Below are 17,880 nucleotides of genomic sequence, written 5' to 3'. Positions count from 1 at the left end.
TGTGCTGCGGTGCAGCAGGCGATCGACTCAGGGCCGCGCCTGGGACGCGGCGCGGGCGGCCGCAAGCGCGGCGTGCATCGCGAAGCAGCGACCGCGCTGCGCTGGCCCCGGCAAGCAGATCAGCCGGCGCGGCGCGTGGCGGCTATGTTAGGCAAGGCAGGTAGTCGGGCCGCGACGGGACACGGAACACCGCGTCATGCCGCGCCATGGCGGATGGCGCATGGCATGCAAGGCAGGATCGCACGGTGCGCAGGCGCAGCGCGCCGCGTGGTGCAACGCGTGTGCCGCCGCTAGCGCACGCTCTCCAGCGCCTGCAGATAGCGCTGGCGCCATGCGTTGATGTCGTGCTTGCGCAGGTGGTCCATCATCGCCTGCCAGCGTTCGATGCGCTTGGCCTTGGGCAGCGACGCGCCGGTGGCGATGGCGTCGGCGACGCCGTCCAGGTCGTGCGGATTGACCAGCAGCGCTTCCTTCAGTTCGTCGGCGGCGCCGGCCAGCAGCGACAGCACCAGCACGCCGGGATTCTCCGGATCCTGCGCGGCCACGTACTCCTTGGCCACCAAGTTCATGCCGTCGCGCAGCGGCGTCACCAGGCCGACCTGTGCGGCGCGATAGAAGCCGGTCAGGGTGGCGTGGGTGAAGTTGCGGTTGACGTAGCGCAGCGGCGTCCAGTCCGGCTCGGCATGGCCGCCGTTGATGTGACCGGCGATCTGCTCGAGCTGGTTGCGCAACTGCTTGTACTCGGTGACGTCGCCGCGCGAGACCGGCGCGATCTGCAGGTAGGTGAGGCTGCCGCGCTGGTCGGCATGCCGTTCCAGGTAGCGCTCGAAGCCGAGGAAGCGTTCCGGCAGACCCTTGGAGTAGTCCAGCCGGTCCACGCCGATCGCCAGCTGGCGATCGCGCAGGCTGCTGCGCAGATCGCGCACCGCCGGCTTGGACATCGCCGCGCGCGCCTGCTGCGCGATCAGTTCGGTGTCGATGCCGATCGGGAACATGGCCGCGCGGAAGCGGCGCCCGCCCGGCGCCTCCAGCACGCCGTCCTTGATCACCTTGCCGCCGCCGAACAGGCGCACGTAGGCCTGGAAGCGGTCGACGTCGCGGCGGGTCTGGAAGCCGATCAGGTCGTAGGCGTAGAAGCCGGAGAACAGCCGTGCGTGGTCCGGCAGCGCCTGGATCAGGTCGGCAGAGGGGAACGGCACGTGCAGGAAGAAACCGATGCGGCAGCCGATGCCGCGCTCGCGCAGCAGCGAGGCCAGCGGAATCAGGTGATAGTCGTGGATCCATACCGTGTCGTCCTCGCGCAGCAGCGGCGCGAGCTTGTCGGCGAACATGGCGTTGACCCGGCGGTAGCCCTCGCGGGTGGCGCGGTCGTAGTCGACCAGGTCCAGGCGGAAGTGCAGCAGCGGCCACAGCGTGCGGTTGGCGAAGCCGTTGTAGTACGCGTCCAGGTCGGCGCGATTCAGGTCCATGGTGACGAAGCGGATATCGCCCTGGGTCTGTTCGTGCATCGCGCCGCTGTCGCCGCGCACGGTCTTGCCGCTCCAGCCGAACCACACGCCGCCGCGCTCCTTCAGCGCCGCCAGCAAGCCGACCGCGAGGCCGCCGGCGCGGTTCTCGCCGGGCAAGGCCACGCGGTTGGATACCACCACCAATCTGCTCATGACGCCTCCTGCCAACTGCGCGACAAGCGCATGGCGGCGATGATCAGGCCGACATGCGAATAGGTCTGCGGGAAATTGCCCCAGGCTTCGCCGTTGTCGAAGGCCAGATCCTCCGACAGCAGGCCCAGGTGATTGCGCCGGGCGAGGATGCGCTCGAACAGCTCGCGCGCCTCCTCCTTGCGGCCGATCGCGGCCAGGGCGTCGATGTACCAGAACGTGCAGATGGTGAAGCTGGTCTCCGGTTCGCCGAAATCGTCCGGCGCCACGTAGCGGTACAGCGCATCGCCATGCTTGAGATCGCGGCCGATCGCCTCGACCGTGGCGATGAAGCGCGCATCGTCCGGGGCGATGAAACCGATGTCGGCCAGCAACAGCAGCGAGGCGTCCAGCCGGTGGCCGTTGAAGGTGTCGGTGAAGTGGCCCAGCTCCGTGCTCCAGGCCTCGGCCAGCACGCGTGCGTGGATGCGCTCGGCGCGCTCGCGCCAATACGCCACGCGGTCTTCCAGGCCCAGCCGCGCGGCGATCTTGGCCAGGCGGTCGCAGGCGGCCCAGCACATTGCGCTCGTATAGGTGTGCACCTCGGCGCGGCCGCGGAATTCCCACAGGCCGGCGTCGGGCACGTCGTGCAGTTCGAACGCGCGCTCGCCCAGCGGCTCCAGGCGCAGGAAGGTGTGGGTGTCGCCGGGATCCTTCAGGCGCAGGTCGAAGAACAGCTGGGTGGAGGCCAGCACCACGCTGCCGTACACGTCGTGCTGCTTCTGGATCCAGGCCAGGTTGCCGCGCCGCACCGGGCCCATGCCGCGGTAGCCGGCCAGCGATTCGACCTCGTGTTCCTCCAGCGCCGCCTCGAAGCCGATGCCGTACAGCGGCTGCAGGCTGCCGTCGGTGGTGGCGATGTTGAAGATGTAGCCGAGGAACTGCTCCATGGTGCGGGTGGCGCCGAGCCGGTTCAGCGCGCGCACCACGAAGGCGGCGTCGCGCAGCCAGCAGTAGCGGTAGTCCCAGTTGCGCGGGGTGTCCGGCGCTTCCGGAATCGAGGTGGTCATCGCCGCGATGATCGCGCCGCTGTCCTCGTACTGGCACAGCTTCAGGGTGATCGCGCTGCGGATCACCGCCTCCTGCCAGTCCAGCGGCACCGACAGATAGCGCACCCACTCGCGCCAGTATTCCTCGGTGCGTTCCTGCGCTTCCTGGATGTAGCCGGTCAGCGAGCGGGTCAGCGATTCGTCCACGCCCAGCATCAGGTTGACCGGGTGGTTGAGCACGAACGGCAGTTCGTCGCGGATGAAGCGCACCGGCACGTCGGTGGTCAGGCGCAGGGTGAAGTCCGGCAGTAGCCAGCGCACGTGGTTGCTGCCCCAGGTGCTCTCCGGCTGGCGCGCGCCCCAGTCGGCCAGCGGCCTGGCCAGCACGCGGATGCGCGGGTTGCCGGCCAGCGGCCGCACCTGGCGGATGATGCTGACCGGGCGATAGAAGCGGCCATGGTTGCGCCAGCGCGGCGCGAAGTCGATCACCTCCACCGCGCCGCCGTGGGCGTCTCGCAGCACCGTGCGCAGGATCGCGGTGTTGGCCAGGTAGTGCTGGTCGCTGTCGACGAAGTCTTCCAGTTCGATGCTGAAATCGCCACCAGGATGCGCGCGCGGGGAGAGCAGGGCGCAGAACGCCGGGTCGCCGTCGAAGGCCGGCAGGCAGCTCCACACCACGCTGGCCCGTTTGTCGATCAGGGCGCCGAAGCTGCCGTTGCCGATGACGCCGAGGTCGAGATTGGGGGAACTCATGGAGCGGTCGGGTCCTTGTGCGGAAGCAGTGGGGGAAACGGCCACGGGGCGCGGACGGGCGGGCGTTGCGCTGGCCTCATCCGGCGTTATCGCGCAGCCAGGCGTGTACGCCGCGTGGATCGGGCAGCGCATAGGTGGCGACGCTGTCGGCGCGGGTGCCGACCAGCACGCTCCAGCCGCCGGCCTGGTTGGCCGCGGCGAAGCCGAATTCGTCGGTGAGATCGTCGCCGACGAACACCGGGCGGCGTCCGCGGAACGGCGGTTGCTGCAGCAGCGTGGTCAGCGCCACGCCCTTGTCGCTGCCTTCGGGTACGAACTCGACCACGTGGTCGCCGGGCTGCAGGCGGTAGCCGGGCAGGTCGGCGAGCTGTTCGCTGGCGAACGCCAGGACCGCCTCCGCGGCGCTCGGCGCGGCCCGCCAATGCAGGGCCACGCTGGCGCCCTTGTCTTCGACCAGCACGCCCGGATGCGCCTGGCGCAGATGCGCGGCGCGCGCATGCAGCGCATGGAGAAAGTCGGAGGTATCGGCGGGCATCGCCGCCTGCGCGTCGGCGTCGCTGCGCAGCTCGTGGCCGTGCAGGCCGGCGGCGGGCAACCGCAGTGGCGAGAACAAGGCATCCAGCTGCGTCAGCGGACGCCCGCTGACCAGTGCCACCGCGCCACCCAGGCGCTGGTGCAGGCGGCCGATCGCCTCACGCACCTCGGGCAGCAACTGCACCTGGTCGGGGCGTTCGGCAAAGGCGATGAGGGTGCCGTCCACGTCCAGGAACAATGCGCAGGCATCGTCCAGACGCGGCGGCGGCGGTCGGAGGGGGAGCGCGTCTGCCATCCCGCCATGATGGCGCAGCGGGCGTTAGCGTCAGGTGGATTGGGGGCCGGGAATCGGGAATGGGGAAACGGGAATGGGAAGAGCAAAAGCGGTGCCTGCGCGCGCTGCTGTTGCTTTTACCCATTCCCGATTCCCGTGTCCCCATTCCCAACACCTTCGTCAGAAGGTGTACCGCACCCGCCCATAGTAGTAAGCGCCATTGCTGCCGATCGGCGACAGCACGTCGTAGGGCAGGTTGCCGAAGTAGGCGATGTCCGGCTTGGAGCGGTCGGCGTAGGCGTCGGTGAGGTTCTGTCCGCCCACCGCCACGCTCCACTGCGGGGTGAGGTGGTATTCGACTTCGGCGTCGAGTTGCCACTTGGCGCTGTAGGTCTGCTCCGGGGCGAAGCCGCCGCCGAAGTCGAACACGCGGGTGGCGCTGCCGTAGCGGGTGACGCGGGTCTGCAGCGACCAGCGCGCGTCGCTCCAGTTCGCCGCCAGTTGCGCGCGGGTGCGCGGGGTCGCTTCGGTCAGGGTGTTGCGCTCTTCCACGCCGAACAGCACGTAGTCCGGATTCAGCGCCAGCAACTGCGCCGGCGTGGCCACCACGTTCTCCAGTTCGGTCTTGGCGTAGCTCCAGGTGCCGGTCAGCTGCAGTTGGCCCTGGCCCAGCGCCTGCCGCCAGTTGCTGACCAGTTCGGCACCGCGGGTGCGGGTGTCGGCGGCGTTGACGAAGAAGCTGGCGCTCTGCAGGCCGGTGATGCCGAAGCGCTGCGCGACGAAGTCGGTCAGGGCATCGCCGTCGATGCTTTCCGACAGCGCGATGCGCTTGTCGATATCGATCTGGAACAGGTCCAGCGACAGGTCGAAGTGGCTGCCGACGCGGCTGGTGAAGCCCAGGCTGTAGTTGCGCGACTTCTCCGGCTGCAGCGTGCGGGCGCCCAGCGCCTGCGCGATCGGGTTGTCGACCGAGAGCAGGCGGCCCTGCAGCAACTGTCCGTTGGCGTTGTAGCCGGTGGAGCTGGCCTCGTAGCCGATCTGGCTCAGCGACGGCGCGCGGAAGTTGTTGGAGATCGCGCCGCGCAGGGCGAATGCCTGGACGAACTCGTAGCGCGCGGCCAGCTTGCCGGTCAGTTCGCCGCCGAAGTCCTGGTAGTGCTCGTAGCGCGCGGCCAGGTCGGTGGAGAGCTTGTCGCCGAACTGGCTGGACACGCTGGCGTAGACGCTGGCGACGTTGCGCGACAGGTCGGCCGCATCCTGCGGGGTCAGGCCGCCGCCGGCCTGGGCGCCGGTGGGGCGGTCGGTGTAGGGGCCGGCGGCGTAGCTGGCCGGGTCGCCCGGACGGGTGCGGTAGTGCTCGCGGCGCAGTTCCACGCCGGTGCCCACGGTGTGGGTGGCGCCGGCGGCGTCGAAGCTGCGGCTCAGGTCGAGGTTGGCCACGCCTTGCGCGAACGCGTAGTCGCCGGTCTTGAAGCGGGTCGGGCTGCCCGGGCCCAGCGAGGCGTTGAGCGAGTGCTTGAGCCGGTAGGTGAAGTCATTGCGGCCGTAGTCGAGGCTGGCGTCGTAGGCCCATTCGCCCCATTGCCCGCGCGCGCCGAGCACCGCCTGCAGGTCGCGGTTCTCGCCCAGCGACACCGGGCGGTAGCCCTGCGGATACACCTGGGTCCAGTTGGCGGCGCCGTCGGGGTAGCGGAAGTAGTTGGCGCCCTGCGTGTCGCGCTGGTTATAGGTGCCGAAGGCATAGACCTCGCTGCCCTGGCCGAACGGCAGCTTGCCGTTGAGCCAGGCGTTGAGATCCTTGCTGGCGCCGTCGCCGAGTTCATAGTTGCGCTTGCCGGCCAGCGCCAGGTTGGCCGGGGTCTGTTCCTCGAACGGCGGGATCTGGTCGAAGCCGGCGCGGTTGGTGGCCTCGTGGTTCTTCAGCTCCAGGCCGACCTTGAAGAAGCCGCCGTCCTCGCCCAGGCGCGTGCCGACCTTGCCGCTGGCATAGCCGGTCTGACCGTCGGTGAGGGTGCGGTGGATCGGCTTGACGTCGGTGTGGTTGGCGCCGTAGCTGGCTTCCAGCGCGCCGCTGTCCGGGTCGTCGTCCAGGATCACGTTGATCACCCCGGCCACCGCGTCGGAGCCGTACTGCGCGCCGGCGCCGTCGCGCAGCACTTCGATGCGCTTGATCGCGCTGATCGGGATGGCGTTGAAGTCCACCGGGGTGGTGCCCTTGCCGATCTTGCTGTCGGTGTTGACCAGCGCCGAGGTGTGGCGGCGCTTGCCGTTGACCAGTACCAGCACCTGGTCGGGCGAGAGCCCGCGCAGCTGTGCGGCGCGCACGTGGTCGGCGCCGCCGGAGTTGGACTGGCGCGGGAAGTTGAAGGACGGCAGCAGCGCCTGCAGCGCACTGCCGAGTTCGCCATTGACCACGCCGGCCTTGCGGATGTCCTCGGCGCTGAGCACGTCCACCGGGGCGGTGGATTCGAGCACGGTGCGACCGCTGGCGCGGGTGCCGGTGACGATCACCGTATCGAGGTTGGTCGTGGTGGCCGGGGGGGCGTCCTGGGCGAGGGCGGGGGCCGCCAGGGCCAGGGCGATGGCCAGGCTCAGCGGCCTGACGAACGGGGACGACATGGGGTTCTCTCCTGAAACGATGACCATCGAGACCGGCCGCGCCGGCCATGGCGGCGACTGGGGTCGGCAAAGGTTGCTGCATCCATCCGGATGAAGCGATATATTAGCTCGACGTTAAGGCGATGTGCGAGCCGTGTGTTCGGTGCGCTCGGGCATGAGCTCATGCCCGGCGGTTATCCGGCCCGGTCCGTACCTGGCCTACGATCGTGTGTTGCCTGCCCCTTCCGACCGAGACCTTGCCGATGCTCTTGCGTGCCCCGTTGATCGCCGTCCTCCTGGCCCTGAGCGCCTGCGCCAGCGTCGCTCCGTCTGCGCCCACCGCGCCGAGCAAGGTCAGCGCGACCATGCAGGGCGATGCGGCGCGGCCGGCACAGGCCGGCGGCTGGGTGCGCAGCGAGCTGTACTTCGGTGTGGGCGAGGAGAGCGGCCCGGCCGACCGTCCGCAGGCCGAGCCGATCAGCGAGGCGCGCTGGCGCGCGTTCCTGGACAAGGAAGTGACGCCGCGCTTTCCCGACGGCCTGACCGTGTTCGATGCCTACGGCCAGTGGCTGTTCCGCGGCGCCAAGGAGCCGAACCGGCTCAACACCAAGGTGCTGGTGATCCTGCACGAGGACACCCCGCAGCGCCGCGCCGACATCGAGGCGATCCGGCTGGCGTGGAAGCAGGCCACCGGGCACCAGTCGGTGCTGTGGGCGCGGCAGGCGGTGGACGTGTCGTTTTGACCGCGGGGATTGGGGAGTGGGGATGACCAGCCGTTCGGCTGTGGAAAGCGGGGATTCGCAAAAGCGGACCGCTGCAGTGAGTGCGGGGCCGTTCGTGATTCGGCCTGGTGATCTTGACGATCCGGCGGTGCGTGGGTTGCTGGAGTACCACGTGCAGCAGATGCATGCGCAGTCGCCGCCGGAAAGCGTGTATGCGCTGGATGTTTCCGGTCTGCGGCGCACCGACGTGCGGGTGTGGAGCCTGTGGCGCGACGATGCGCTGGCCGCGGTCGGTGCGCTGCGGGTGCTTGGCGAGGGCGGTGGCGAACTGAAGTCGATGCGCACGCATCCGGCGTTCCTGCGCCAGGGCGCGGCCGCGGCGCTGCTCGACCATCTGATCGCGGTCGCCCGCGCCGAAGGCCTGCAGCGGCTGAGCCTGGAAACCGGCAGCGGCGCGGCGTTCGCGCCGGCGCTGGCGTTGTATCGCCGGCGCGGCTTCCGCAACGGGCCGGCGTTCGGCGATTACGTGCCGAGCGCGTTCAACCAGTTCCTGCATCTGCCGCTGTAGCGCCGCGGCGCGCCGTCGCCGGAAAACGGCATCCTGCGCGTGCACCGATCCGACGGTGCCGCTTGCCCTTACCATCCCTCGACCCCCAACGCCGCCACCTCCCGCATGTCCACTCCCGCTCCTGTCTCGCCGCGTCCGCGTTGGTTCGTCGCCGGCGACCTCAACGGCTTCTTCGGCCTGGTGGTCGACAACCTGTCGATCCTCGGCTTCATCACCCTGGCCCTGGTCGGCCTGTTCCAGTTCCCCGTCGAGGTCATCTACACCCGGATGATTCCCGGCACCGCCTTCGGCGTGCTGGTCGGCAACCTGCTCTACACCTGGATGGCGCGGCGGCTGGCCGCGCGCAGCGGGCGCAGCGACGTCACCGCGATGCCGCTGGGCCTGGATGCGCCGACCAGCATCGGCATGGCGCTGCTGGTGCTCGGCCCGGCCTTCGTGCGCTACAAGCAGCAGGGCCTGGACCCGCAGGCCGCGGCGCTGGCCACCTGGCACCTGGGCATGGCGTCACTGGTGGTGATGGGCGCGCTGAAGACCGTGCTGTCGTTCTTCGGCGATGCGGTCACCCGCGCCTTGCCGCGCGCCGCGCTGCTCGGCTCCATCGCCGGCATCGCCATCGTGTTGATGGGCTTCCTGCCGCTGCTGGAGACGCTGCGCACACCGCTGGTCGGGCTGGTGGTGTTGGGCCTGCTGCTGTACGTGCTGATCGCCAAGGGGCGGTTGCCGTGGCGCCTGCCGGGGGTGCCGCTGGCGCTGGCGTTGGGTACCGGCCTGTACTACTGGGCCAACGCCGCGGGGATCGGCATTCCCGGCCACCAGGCGCCGCCATGGAGCGCGCCGCAGCTGGTGTTGCCGTGGCCGAGCCTGGGGTTCGTCGCCGGCCTGGCCGACACGGTGCCGCTGCTGCCGTTGCTGCTGCCGTTCGGCCTGCTGATGGTGGTGGGCGGCATCAACGTCAGCGAAAGCGCACGTGCCGCCGGCGACGACTACCGCACCCGCGACATCCTGCTGGTCGAGGCCGGCGCGACCCTGATCGCCGGTGTCTGCGGCGGCGTCGCCCAGACCACGCCGTACATCGGCCAGCCGGCCTACAAGCACATGGGCGCGCGCAGCGGCTACACCTTGCTCACCGGCCTGTTCATCGGCCTGGGCGGCATGTTCGGGCTGGTCGCCGGCCTGGTGCAGTGGCTGCCGATGGCGGTGCTGGCGCCGATCATCGTCTACGTCGCCATCGACATCACCACCCAGGCCTTCCAGGCCACGCCCAAGCGCCACGCCGGGGCGATGGTGCTGGGCTTCCTGCCGTCGGTCGCGTACCTGCTGGCGATCAAGGCGCCGGGCTGGATCGCCCCGGAGCAGCTGGCGAAACTCACCACCACCCTGGACGGCCACGGCCTGCCCGAGCTGGCGGTGATCCTGACCCTGGGCAACGGCTTCATCATCACCGCGATGCTGTGGATCGCCGCAGTGGCGGCGATGGTGGACGGCCGCCTGCGCCGTGCCGCCGTGTTCCTGCTGGTGGCGGCCGGGCTGACCCTGTTCGGGCTGATCCACTCGGTGGACCCGCGCGGCGGCCTGTACCTGCCATGGACGCTGAGCGGCGTGCCCAAGCTGATCGCCTGGCAGTTCGTCGGCGGCTACCTGGTGCTGGCCGCGCTGCTCGGCCTGCTGTCGTTGCAGAAGCCGCGCGCGGTGCTGGTGGACTGACGGCGGCGCGACAAGCGGTGCCGGGATCGCAACGATGCACGAGAGGAGGATGGCATGAACGCTTGCCCTGGCCTGCGCATGCGTGCGCTGGCACTGCTGCTGGCACTGGGCTGGGTGCCCGAGGCCGGCGCGGTGTCGTTCGATTGCAGCAAGGCAACCACGGCGGTGGAGCGACTGTTGTGCACGGACAAGCGGTTGGACGCCACGGAGGAATGGCTGGCCCTGCGCTATGCGGCGCTGCGCGACGTGGTCCCCGCGGCGCAGCGGCCTGGCGTGCGCAACGCGCAGCGCGACTGGCTGGCGCAGCGCCAGAGCTGCCTGGCCGAGACCGATCCGGGGGCCTGCCTGAAACAGCGGATGGAGGCGCGGGTACGCGCGCTGGACGCCGAGTTCGCGCCGCAGGCGGCGCGCTTCGACCGCATCGTCGCCAGCATTCCCACCACGCCTGCCGCGGCGGCGGCGCAGCTGCGCGCCTACGATGGTGGTCTGGCCTCGGCCTGGCTGGTGTACCTGCATCGCTTCGTGCCGGCGGCCGGGGTGGCGGCGGCCGAAGCGCATGCCCGGTTCGCGTCCGCTAGCACCGCCCTGCGGCAGCAGGACGGGGTATCCGCCGGGCTGCTCGACACGTCCGAGCCGAGCAGCCGACAGGCCGGGGAAGCGCGCGACCTGACCCTGTTGCGGCTATGGATCGAACGCAGCGGCTATACGCCGGATGCGGCCACGCAGCCGAATCCGCGCCCCTACGTGCATTGTTTCGTGTTCGCCGCGCAGGGCGAGGCCGCCTACGACGCCATGGGCCCGCTGTATGGCTCCAGCCGCGATCTTTCCGCGCCGATCTGCCGGCCGTTGCCCGGCCTGTTCGATCAACCCGCATGGATGCGCTTGCAGCAGGCATTCGGCAGCCTGGTGGATCGCGTCTCCGACGACGCGGGCACCATGCGCTACGCGGATTTCGCCGCATGGCGGGTGCTGTCGCTGCAGGCCACGGTGTCGCCACTGCTATTGCTGAAACAACCCAAGGGCGCCGAGCCGCCCGGCGATCCGGCCGCCGCCATCGCCGCGTGGCACGACGCGAGCGTGTGGCCGCAGGCCGATCGCAAGGCGGCACTGGCGGCCTTGCAGCCGGCGCGCGCTGCCGCGGCGCAATGGATGATCGCGCACAAGGCAATGCCGGCGGCGCAGGCCGACCGCGTCGCGGCGGCGCTGGTCGCAGCCTGGGTCGGTGCGCGCATCGCCTTTGCCGCAGGCCCGCAGGGGTAATGGTCGCGTACGCGGCGCTGGTGGGGCGCTGGCGCCTCGCGCAAGGCGTGCATCTAGGCTGAACGCCGGCCGTCCCGCGCTGGAACCGGTGCGCATCGTGGCGGTCACACCTCCATTGTCCGATGGAGATGTGCATCCCATGCAGCCGCGTCACTCGTTCTGGCCGTGGATCCTGGTCGCCGTGCTGGTGGCCGCTGCCGCGGCCTGGTTGTTCCGCGACAACATCGCCGCGCTGTGGCCCGCCGCTGCGCCCTCACCTGCCGCGGTCGCGCCGCCGCCCGCCGCGGCCGCGCCGACAACGCCTGACACGCCTGCCGCGGCGGCAACGCCGCCGCCGATCCAGCACCCGATCGATGCCGCGGAAGCCGCCGACGCGGCGATTCCGGCGCTGGCCGCCAGCGACGATGCGGCCTGGTCTGCACTTAGCGCGCTGGCCGGCGGCGACGCACCGCTGGCGCTGCTGCTGCGCGACCACCTGATCCAGCGCCTGGTGACCATGGTCGACAACCTGACCCAGCGCCGCGTCACGGCCCGCTCCCTGGCGCTCAAGCAGGTGCCGGGCGAGTTGCAGGTGAGCACCGATGCCAGCGGCGCCAGCGTCATCGCCGACACCAATGCACAGCGCTATGCGCCCTACGTGGAGGCGTTCACCCGCGCCGATCCGGGCACGGCGGTGGCGGCCTATCGCCGCTTCTATCCGCTGTTCCAGCAGGCTTATGTGGAGTTGGGCTATCCACAGGGCTACTTCAACGATCGCTTGGTGCAGGTGATCGACCACCTGCTGCAGACCCCGACGCCGACCGCGCCGCTCGCGGTGGAGATGGATCCGGTGCGCGGCAAGTACCGCTTCGTGGATCCGGCGCTGGAATCGCTGTCGATCGGCCAGAAGGCGCTGTTGCGCATGGGCCCGACCCAGGCCGCCGCGGTCAAGGCGCAGTTGCGTGCGGTGCGCGAGGCGCTGACGCGGACCTGAGCCAGACGCGAGGCGCGTGCCGCGTCATGCGGGCTTTTTGTTTTTGGCAGGAGCGGCCCGAGGCCACCTCGAGCCACTCATGCGGGAAAGCGCCTATGGCCACGCCTGAAGCGCCCTTGTGGGAGGGACTTCAGTCCCGACGCGCTACACCATAGATCACCACGGCATGACGGCGGTTTTTCAACGGACGTGGCACGCCGATACCGGACGTCCAGCCTCGCTCAGCCATCCAACTCCGGGTAATGCCGGAAGATGCCGTTCTCGTTGAACGGCAGGCGCCGCGGCGAGGCCAGGTAGGCGGCGATGCCCGGGCGCTCGCACACGCGCTGCTGCAGCGCGCGCAGCCGTGGCAGCTTCGGCGAGAGTTTTTTCATCGCCTGCGGGAAGGCGTAGTCCAGCCCGCTCATCAGCTGGAACAGCGACAGGTCCACGTAGGAATGCTCGCGCAGCACGTGGCGCCCGCCGCCCTGGTCCAGCACCTGTTCGAAATAGCCCAGGAACTTCGGCAGCCGCTGCTTGCGCAGGTCTTCGGCGCGCCGCCGCGCTTCGGCTTGCTGGTCCTCGTAGTACAGCGCGCTGGCGATGGGGTGGTGGCTGTCGTGGACCTCGGCGACCAGGTCGGCAATGGTCAACTGCAATTGCAGGGCCTGCAGCCGCCGCGATTCGCTGTCCGGCACCAGGCCCAGCGGCGGGCCGAGGTAGTGCAGGATGTTGGCGACCTGGGCGATCACCAGCCGGCCGGCCTTGAGGAACGGCGGCGCGAACGGCCGCGCGCCGGCATGGGCGCCGTCGAGGAAGGGCTGCAGCGCCGCATCGCCCTGCTCGCGCGCTACGTCGCGATAGCCGGCGCCGGCATCCTCCAGCGCCAGCCGCACGAACTCGCCGCGGCCCTGGATGCCGGTCCAGTAGTAGAGCTCGTAGTGCATGGCGGGGCCTGTGCGTGGGGACGGGAGCGCCGAGGGTAGCCGCCGTTGCGGTAGCGGCGTGTGACTGCCCGGTGCCGGAGTGCGGCGGACGTCACGTCGCGTCGCCGCCGTCCCGCGAGGTGTATACAGACGTCGCGGACGGCCTTGAAACAGGGGTAAACAGCCGCATTTTGCTGGCATGCCGGCACGGCCGGCCCTTTCCTTCAGAGGACTTCCCGATGCGGATGGACAAGCTCACCTCGCGCTTCCAGCAGGCCCTGGCCGACGCGCAGTCGCTGGCCGTGGGCCGCGACCACACCATCATCGAGCCGGTGCACGTGTTCGTCGCGCTACTCGACCAGGCCGGCGGCAGCACCCGGCCGTTGCTGGCGCAGGCCGGCATCAACGTGCCGGTGCTGCGCGAGCGCCTGGGCGAGGCACTGGACAAGCTGCCCAAGGTCAGCGGCCAGCCCGGCAACGTGTCGATGGGCAACGACCTCAGTCGCCTGCTCAACCAGACCGACAAGCTGGCGCAGCAGCACAACGACCAGTTCATCGCCAGCGAGTGGTTCGTGCTGGCCGCGGCCGACGACAGCGGCCCGTTGGGCCTGGCGCTGCGCGCGGCCGGCGCCGACAAGAAGAAGCTCGAAGCCGCCATCGACAAGCTGCGCGGCGGCGAGACGGTGCAGTCGGAGAACGCCGAGGAGCAGCGCCAGGCGCTGGAGAAGTACACCATCGACCTCACCGCGCGCGCCGAGAGCGGCAAGCTCGATCCGGTGATCGGCCGCGACGAGGAAATCCGCCGCACCGTGCAGGTGCTGCAGCGGCGTACCAAGAACAACCCGGTGCTGATCGGCGAGCCCGGCGTCGGCAAGACCGCCATCGTCGAGGGCCTGGCCCAGCGCATCGTCAACGGCGAAGTGCCCGAAGGCCTGCGCGGCAAGCGCGTGCTGTCGCTGGACATGGGCGCGCTGATCGCCGGCGCCAAGTTCCGCGGCGAGTTCGAGGAGCGGCTCAAGGGCGTGCTCAACGATCTGTCCAAGAACGAGGGCCAGATCATCCTGTTCATCGACGAACTGCACACCATGGTCGGCGCCGGCAAGGCCGATGGCGCCATGGACGCGGGCAACATGCTCAAGCCGGCGCTGGCGCGCGGCGAACTGCACTGCATTGGCGCCACCACCCTCGACGAGTACCGCAAGTACATCGAGAAGGACGCAGCGCTGGAGCGGCGCTTCCAGAAGGTGTTCGTCGGCGAGCCGAGCGTGGAGGACACCATCGCCATCCTGCGCGGGCTCAAGGAGCGCTACGCGGTGCATCACGGCGTGGAGATCACCGACCCGGCGATCGTCGCCGCGGCCACCCTGTCCAACCGCTACATCACCGACCGCCAGCTGCCGGACAAGGCCATCGATCTGATGGACGAGGCGGCCAGCCGCATCCGCATGGAGATCGACTCCAAGCCGGAGGAACTGGACCGCCTGGAGCGGCGCCTGATCCAGCTCAAGATCCAGCGCGAGATGCTGAAGAAGGAGAAGGACGAGGCCTCGCGGCAGCGCCTGGCCGACCTGGAGAGCGACATCGACAAGCTCGAGCGCGAGTTCTCCGACCTGGACGAGGTGTGGAAGTCGGAGAAGGCGGCGCTGCAGGGCGCGACCAAGATCAAGGAGCAGATCGAGCAGGCGCGCGTGGAACTGGAGGCCGCGCAGCGGCGCCAGGACTACGCCAAGATGAGCGAGATCCAGTACGGCCTGCTGCCGAACCTGGAGAAGCAGCTGGCCGCGGCCAACGAAGCCGAACAGCACGACTTCAAGCTGGTGCAGGACCGCGTCACCGCCGAGGAAATCGCCGAGGTGGTGTCGCGCTGGACCGGCATCCCGGTCAACAAGATGCTCGAGGGCGAGCGCGACAAGCTGCTGCGCATGGAGGACGAACTGCACCAGCGCGTGGTCGGCCAGGAAGAAGCGATCAAGGTGGTGTCCGATGCGGTGCGCCGCTCGCGCGCCGGCCTGTCCGATCCGAACCGGCCCAGCGGCTCGTTCCTGTTCCTGGGCCCCACCGGCGTCGGCAAGACCGAGCTGTGCAAGGCGCTGGCCGAGTTCCTGTTCGACAGCAGCGACGCGATGATCCGCATCGACATGAGCGAGTTCATGGAGAAGCACTCGGTGGCGCGGCTGATCGGTGCGCCTCCGGGCTATGTTGGCTATGAGGAAGGCGGCTACCTGACGGAGGCGGTGCGGCGTCGGCCGTATTCGCTGATCCTGCTCGACGAAGTCGAGAAGGCGCACAGCGACGTGTTCAACATCCTGCTGCAGGTGCTCGACGACGGCCGCCTCACCGATGGCCAGGGGCGCACCGTGGACTTCCGCAACACCGTCATCGTGATGACCTCCAACCTGGGTTCGCATCAGATCCAGGAGCTGAGCGGCGACGGCAGCGCCGAGGCCTACACGCAGATGAAGGCGGCGGTGATGGGCGTGGTGCAGGCGCATTTCCGCCCGGAGTTCATCAACCGCCTGGACGACATCGTGGTGTTCCATCCGCTGGACAAGGCGCAGATCAAGTCGATCGCGCGCATCCAACTGCATGGTCTGGAGAAGCGCCTGGCCGAGCGCGGGCTGAAGATCGAGTTGGGCGACCGCGCGCTGGAGCTGCTCGGCAACGTCGGCTTCGACCCGGTGTACGGTGCGCGCCCGCTCAAGCGCGCGATCCAGGCGCAACTGGAGAACCCGCTGGCGCAGCAGATCCTGTCCGGCCAGTTCCTCAGCGGCGACACCATCAAGGTCGAGGCCGAGGGCGGCAAGCTGGTGTTCGAGAAGGCCTGATGGGGCCCGTCGCGCAGGCGCGTTCCGCTGTGTCGGCGGCGCGCGCCCTGCTGGTGGACATGGACGGCGTGCTGCGGCTGTGGCCCGACGACGACGCGACGCTGGAGCGCGCGCACGGCGTGCCGCCGGGCAGTCTGCGCGCGGTGGCGTTCGCGCCGGCGCTGCTGGAGCCAGCGATCCGTGGTGCCACCAGCGATGCGCAATGGCGCGCCGAGGTGGTCGCGCGTCTCGCCGCGCTGGCGCCCCAGGCCGACGTCGCGGCGCTGGTCGCTGCCTGGTCCGCGCCGACGGCAGCCCGCATCAACGCGTCGGTACTGGCGCTGCTGCGACAGGTGCGCCAGCGCCTGCCCGTGGTGTTGCTGAGCAACGCCACCTCGCGCCTGCCGCACGATCTGCGGGCGCTCGGCCTCGATGACGCGTTCGATGCCGTGGTGAATTCGAGCGAGGTCGGCGCGATCAAGCCGGAGCCGGCGATCTTCCTGCATGCGCTGGCCCAACTCGGGATGGCCGCGGACGAGGTGTTGTTCGTCGATGACACGGCGGTCCATGTCGAGGCGGCACGCGCCCTGGGCCTGCGTGCCGAGCGCTACGTCGGCATCGACGCGTTGCGTGCCTGGCTGTTCGCCCAGGGCGTGCTCGGCGACGACTGAGCCCGGCGGGCCGCCACGTTACCGGCCGCAGCGCTGACAACCCAGCGGCATGGCCTCATAACCGCAGGTTTGCATCTGCCGTCGTGCGCGGCGCTATCGTCTGCGCTCCCTCGTTGCCGAGACGCGCGCCATGTCCGACCCGAACTGGAAGCTGGAAACCATCGCCGTGCACGGCGGCTATCGTCCCGATCCCACCACCCGCGCGGTGGCGGTGCCGATCTATCAGACCGTGGCCTATGCCTTCGACGACACCCAGCACGGCGCCGACCTGTTCGACCTGAAAGTGCAGGGCAACATCTACAGCCGCATCATGAACCCCACCACCGACGTGCTGGAGCAGCGCATCGCCGCGCTGGAAGGCGGCATCGGCGCGCTGGCGGTGGCCTCCGGGCAGGCGGCGGTGACCTATGCCATCCAGACCATCGCCGAGGCCGGCGACAACATCGTTTCCTCCAGTGCGCTGTACGGCGGCACCTACAACCTGTTCGCGCATACGCTGCCGCTGTCCGGCATCCAGACCCGCTTCGCCGACTATCGCGATCCCGGTGCCTTCGCCGGACTGATCGACGAGCGCACCAAGGCCATCTTCGTCGAGTCGATCGGCAATCCGCGCGGCAACGTCACCGACCTGGAAGCGGTGGCCGCCATCGCCCACGCGCATGGCGTGCCGCTGATCGTCGACAACACCGTGCCCACGCCGTACCTGCTGCGGCCGTTCGACTTCGGCGCCGACATCGTGGTGCATTCGCTGACCAAGTACTTGGGCGGTCACGGCACCAGCCTGGGCGGGGCGATCGTCGATTCCGGGCGCTTCCCGTGGGCGGCGCACGCGCAGCGCTTCCGCCGCCTCAACGAGCCGGACGTGAGCTACCACGGCGTGGTCTACACCGAGGCGCTGGGCGAGGCCGCCTACATCGGCCGTGCGCGGGTGGTGCCGCTGCGCAACACCGGTGCGGCGCTGTCGCCGTTCAACGCGTTCCAGATCCTGCAGGGCATCGAGACGTTGCCGCTGCGCATGGACCGGATCAACCAGAACACGCTGGCGCTGGCGCGGCACCTGCAGGGCGAGGCCAAGGTGGAGTGGGTCAACTACGCCGGCCTACCGGACCATCCCGAGCACGCGCTGGCGCAAAAGTACCTGCGCGGCCACGGCTCCGGCGTGCTGACCTTCGGCCTGCGCGGCGGCCGCGCCGCCGGCGCGCGCTTCCTCGATGCGCTGCAACTGTTCACCCGCCTGGTCAACATCGGCGACGCCAAGTCGCTGGCCACGCATCCGGCGTCCACCACGCATCGCCAGCTCTCGCCCGAGGAATTGCAGCGCAGCGGCGTCAGCGAGGACACGGTGCGGCTGTCGGTGGGCATCGAGCACATCGACGACCTGCTCGCCGACCTGCAGCAGGCGCTGGCGCAGGCCTGAGCCACGCCGCG

At 69.7% G+C, this 17,880-nt stretch carries 13 protein-coding genes; 8 read left to right on the top strand and 5 right to left on the bottom strand.

The window, feature by feature from the left end:
- Nucleotides 1-290 precede the first annotated feature (290 nt).
- The 4 genes from otsA to SLW52_RS14785 form a co-directional block, all read right to left on the bottom strand.
- A complete protein-coding gene (gene otsA / locus SLW52_RS14800) occupies nucleotides 291-1,661 on the bottom strand; it encodes an alpha,alpha-trehalose-phosphate synthase (UDP-forming) (RefSeq protein ID WP_017916188.1) in 1,371 nt (456 codons plus the stop codon).
- Nucleotides 1,658-3,439 (bottom strand): glycoside hydrolase family 15 protein, encoded by a 1,782-nt coding sequence (locus SLW52_RS14795; RefSeq protein WP_295923798.1) that lies wholly within the window; start codon nucleotides 3,437-3,439, stop codon nucleotides 1,658-1,660. Before SLW52_RS14795 ends, otsA begins: the two co-directional genes overlap by 4 nt.
- A gap of 76 nt (nucleotides 3,440-3,515) precedes the next feature.
- Nucleotides 3,516-4,268, bottom strand: coding sequence for a trehalose-phosphatase (otsB, locus tag SLW52_RS14790; RefSeq protein ID WP_320740579.1), 753 nt, complete (start codon nucleotides 4,266-4,268; stop codon nucleotides 3,516-3,518).
- A 159-nt stretch (nucleotides 4,269-4,427) separates the two neighbouring features.
- The gene (locus tag SLW52_RS14785) at nucleotides 4,428-6,866 is read right to left on the bottom strand and encodes a TonB-dependent receptor (RefSeq protein ID WP_320740580.1); all 2,439 of its coding nucleotides are present in this window, start codon (nucleotides 6,864-6,866) and stop codon (nucleotides 4,428-4,430) included.
- A 242-nt stretch (nucleotides 6,867-7,108) separates the two neighbouring features.
- Here SLW52_RS14785 and SLW52_RS14780 point away from each other — a divergent pair, with 242 nt between their 5' ends.
- The 5 genes from SLW52_RS14780 (at nucleotide 7,109) to SLW52_RS14760 (ending at nucleotide 12,072) form a co-directional block, all read left to right on the top strand.
- On the top strand, nucleotides 7,109-7,588 hold the full coding sequence (locus tag SLW52_RS14780; protein WP_152180688.1) for a DUF3574 domain-containing protein: 480 nt from the start codon (nucleotides 7,109-7,111) through the stop codon (nucleotides 7,586-7,588).
- A 127-nt stretch (nucleotides 7,589-7,715) separates the two neighbouring features.
- A complete protein-coding gene (locus SLW52_RS14775; protein WP_226980455.1) occupies nucleotides 7,716-8,135 on the top strand; it encodes a GNAT family N-acetyltransferase in 420 nt (139 codons plus the stop codon).
- 105 nt (nucleotides 8,136-8,240) lie between these two features.
- Nucleotides 8,241-9,839, top strand: coding sequence for a hypothetical protein (locus SLW52_RS14770; RefSeq protein ID WP_152237164.1), 1,599 nt, complete (start codon nucleotides 8,241-8,243; stop codon nucleotides 9,837-9,839).
- Nucleotides 9,840-9,893: 54 nt separating this feature from the next.
- Entirely contained in the window at nucleotides 9,894-11,099 is a 1,206-nt protein-coding gene (locus SLW52_RS14765) for a lysozyme inhibitor LprI family protein (RefSeq protein WP_267092659.1), read from the top strand.
- A gap of 139 nt (nucleotides 11,100-11,238) precedes the next feature.
- The gene (locus SLW52_RS14760) at nucleotides 11,239-12,072 is read left to right on the top strand and encodes a DUF3014 domain-containing protein (protein ID WP_152237163.1); all 834 of its coding nucleotides are present in this window, start codon (nucleotides 11,239-11,241) and stop codon (nucleotides 12,070-12,072) included.
- Between the two features lie 221 nt (nucleotides 12,073-12,293).
- On the opposite strand, the gene SLW52_RS14755 is transcribed toward SLW52_RS14760, so the two are convergent.
- Nucleotides 12,294-12,998 carry a glutathione S-transferase gene (locus tag SLW52_RS14755; RefSeq protein WP_284468476.1) on the bottom strand — a complete coding sequence of 235 codons (705 nt, stop codon included), beginning with the start codon at nucleotides 12,996-12,998 and terminating at the stop codon, nucleotides 12,294-12,296.
- A gap of 218 nt (nucleotides 12,999-13,216) precedes the next feature.
- Between SLW52_RS14755 and clpB the strand changes: the two genes are divergently transcribed.
- The 3 genes from clpB (at nucleotide 13,217) to SLW52_RS14740 (ending at nucleotide 17,869) form a co-directional block, all read left to right on the top strand.
- Nucleotides 13,217-15,802, top strand: a complete 2,586-nt coding sequence (gene clpB, locus SLW52_RS14750; protein WP_320740581.1) for an ATP-dependent chaperone ClpB — start codon at nucleotides 13,217-13,219, stop codon at nucleotides 15,800-15,802.
- Nucleotides 15,802-16,452, top strand: coding sequence for an HAD-IA family hydrolase (locus SLW52_RS14745; protein WP_320740582.1), 651 nt, complete (start codon nucleotides 15,802-15,804; stop codon nucleotides 16,450-16,452). Before clpB ends, SLW52_RS14745 begins: the two co-directional genes overlap by 1 nt.
- A gap of 130 nt (nucleotides 16,453-16,582) precedes the next feature.
- A complete protein-coding gene (locus SLW52_RS14740) occupies nucleotides 16,583-17,869 on the top strand; it encodes an O-acetylhomoserine aminocarboxypropyltransferase/cysteine synthase family protein (protein ID WP_017917425.1) in 1,287 nt (428 codons plus the stop codon).
- Nucleotides 17,870-17,880 lie beyond the last annotated feature (11 nt).

The sequence above is a fragment of the Xanthomonas sp. LF02-5 genome, from assembly GCF_034105325.1.
Lineage (GTDB): Bacteria > Pseudomonadota > Gammaproteobacteria > Xanthomonadales > Xanthomonadaceae > Xanthomonas_A > Xanthomonas_A sontii.
Note: the sequence above shows the minus strand (reverse complement) of the source record. Positions and strands in the feature narration are given on the sequence as shown.

Coding starts and splice junctions, on each gene's coding strand:
- SLW52_RS14755 (WP_284468476.1), bottom strand. CDS start 12,998: ATGCACTACGAGCTCTACTACTGGACCGGCATCCAGGGCCGCGGCGAG.
- SLW52_RS14795 (WP_295923798.1), bottom strand. CDS start 3,439: ATGAGTTCCCCCAATCTCGACCTCGGCGTCATCGGCAACGGCAGCTTC.
- SLW52_RS14780 (WP_152180688.1), top strand. CDS start 7,109: ATGCTCTTGCGTGCCCCGTTGATCGCCGTCCTCCTGGCCCTGAGCGCC.
- otsA (WP_017916188.1), bottom strand. CDS start 1,661: ATGAGCAGATTGGTGGTGGTATCCAACCGCGTGGCCTTGCCCGGCGAG.
- SLW52_RS14765 (WP_267092659.1), top strand. CDS start 9,894: ATGAACGCTTGCCCTGGCCTGCGCATGCGTGCGCTGGCACTGCTGCTG.
- SLW52_RS14760 (WP_152237163.1), top strand. CDS start 11,239: ATGCAGCCGCGTCACTCGTTCTGGCCGTGGATCCTGGTCGCCGTGCTG.
- otsB (WP_320740579.1), bottom strand. CDS start 4,268: ATGGCAGACGCGCTCCCCCTCCGACCGCCGCCGCCGCGTCTGGACGAT.
- SLW52_RS14770 (WP_152237164.1), top strand. CDS start 8,241: ATGTCCACTCCCGCTCCTGTCTCGCCGCGTCCGCGTTGGTTCGTCGCC.
- SLW52_RS14745 (WP_320740582.1), top strand. CDS start 15,802: ATGGGGCCCGTCGCGCAGGCGCGTTCCGCTGTGTCGGCGGCGCGCGCC.
- clpB (WP_320740581.1), top strand. CDS start 13,217: ATGCGGATGGACAAGCTCACCTCGCGCTTCCAGCAGGCCCTGGCCGAC.
- SLW52_RS14740 (WP_017917425.1), top strand. CDS start 16,583: ATGTCCGACCCGAACTGGAAGCTGGAAACCATCGCCGTGCACGGCGGC.
- SLW52_RS14785 (WP_320740580.1), bottom strand. CDS start 6,866: ATGTCGTCCCCGTTCGTCAGGCCGCTGAGCCTGGCCATCGCCCTGGCC.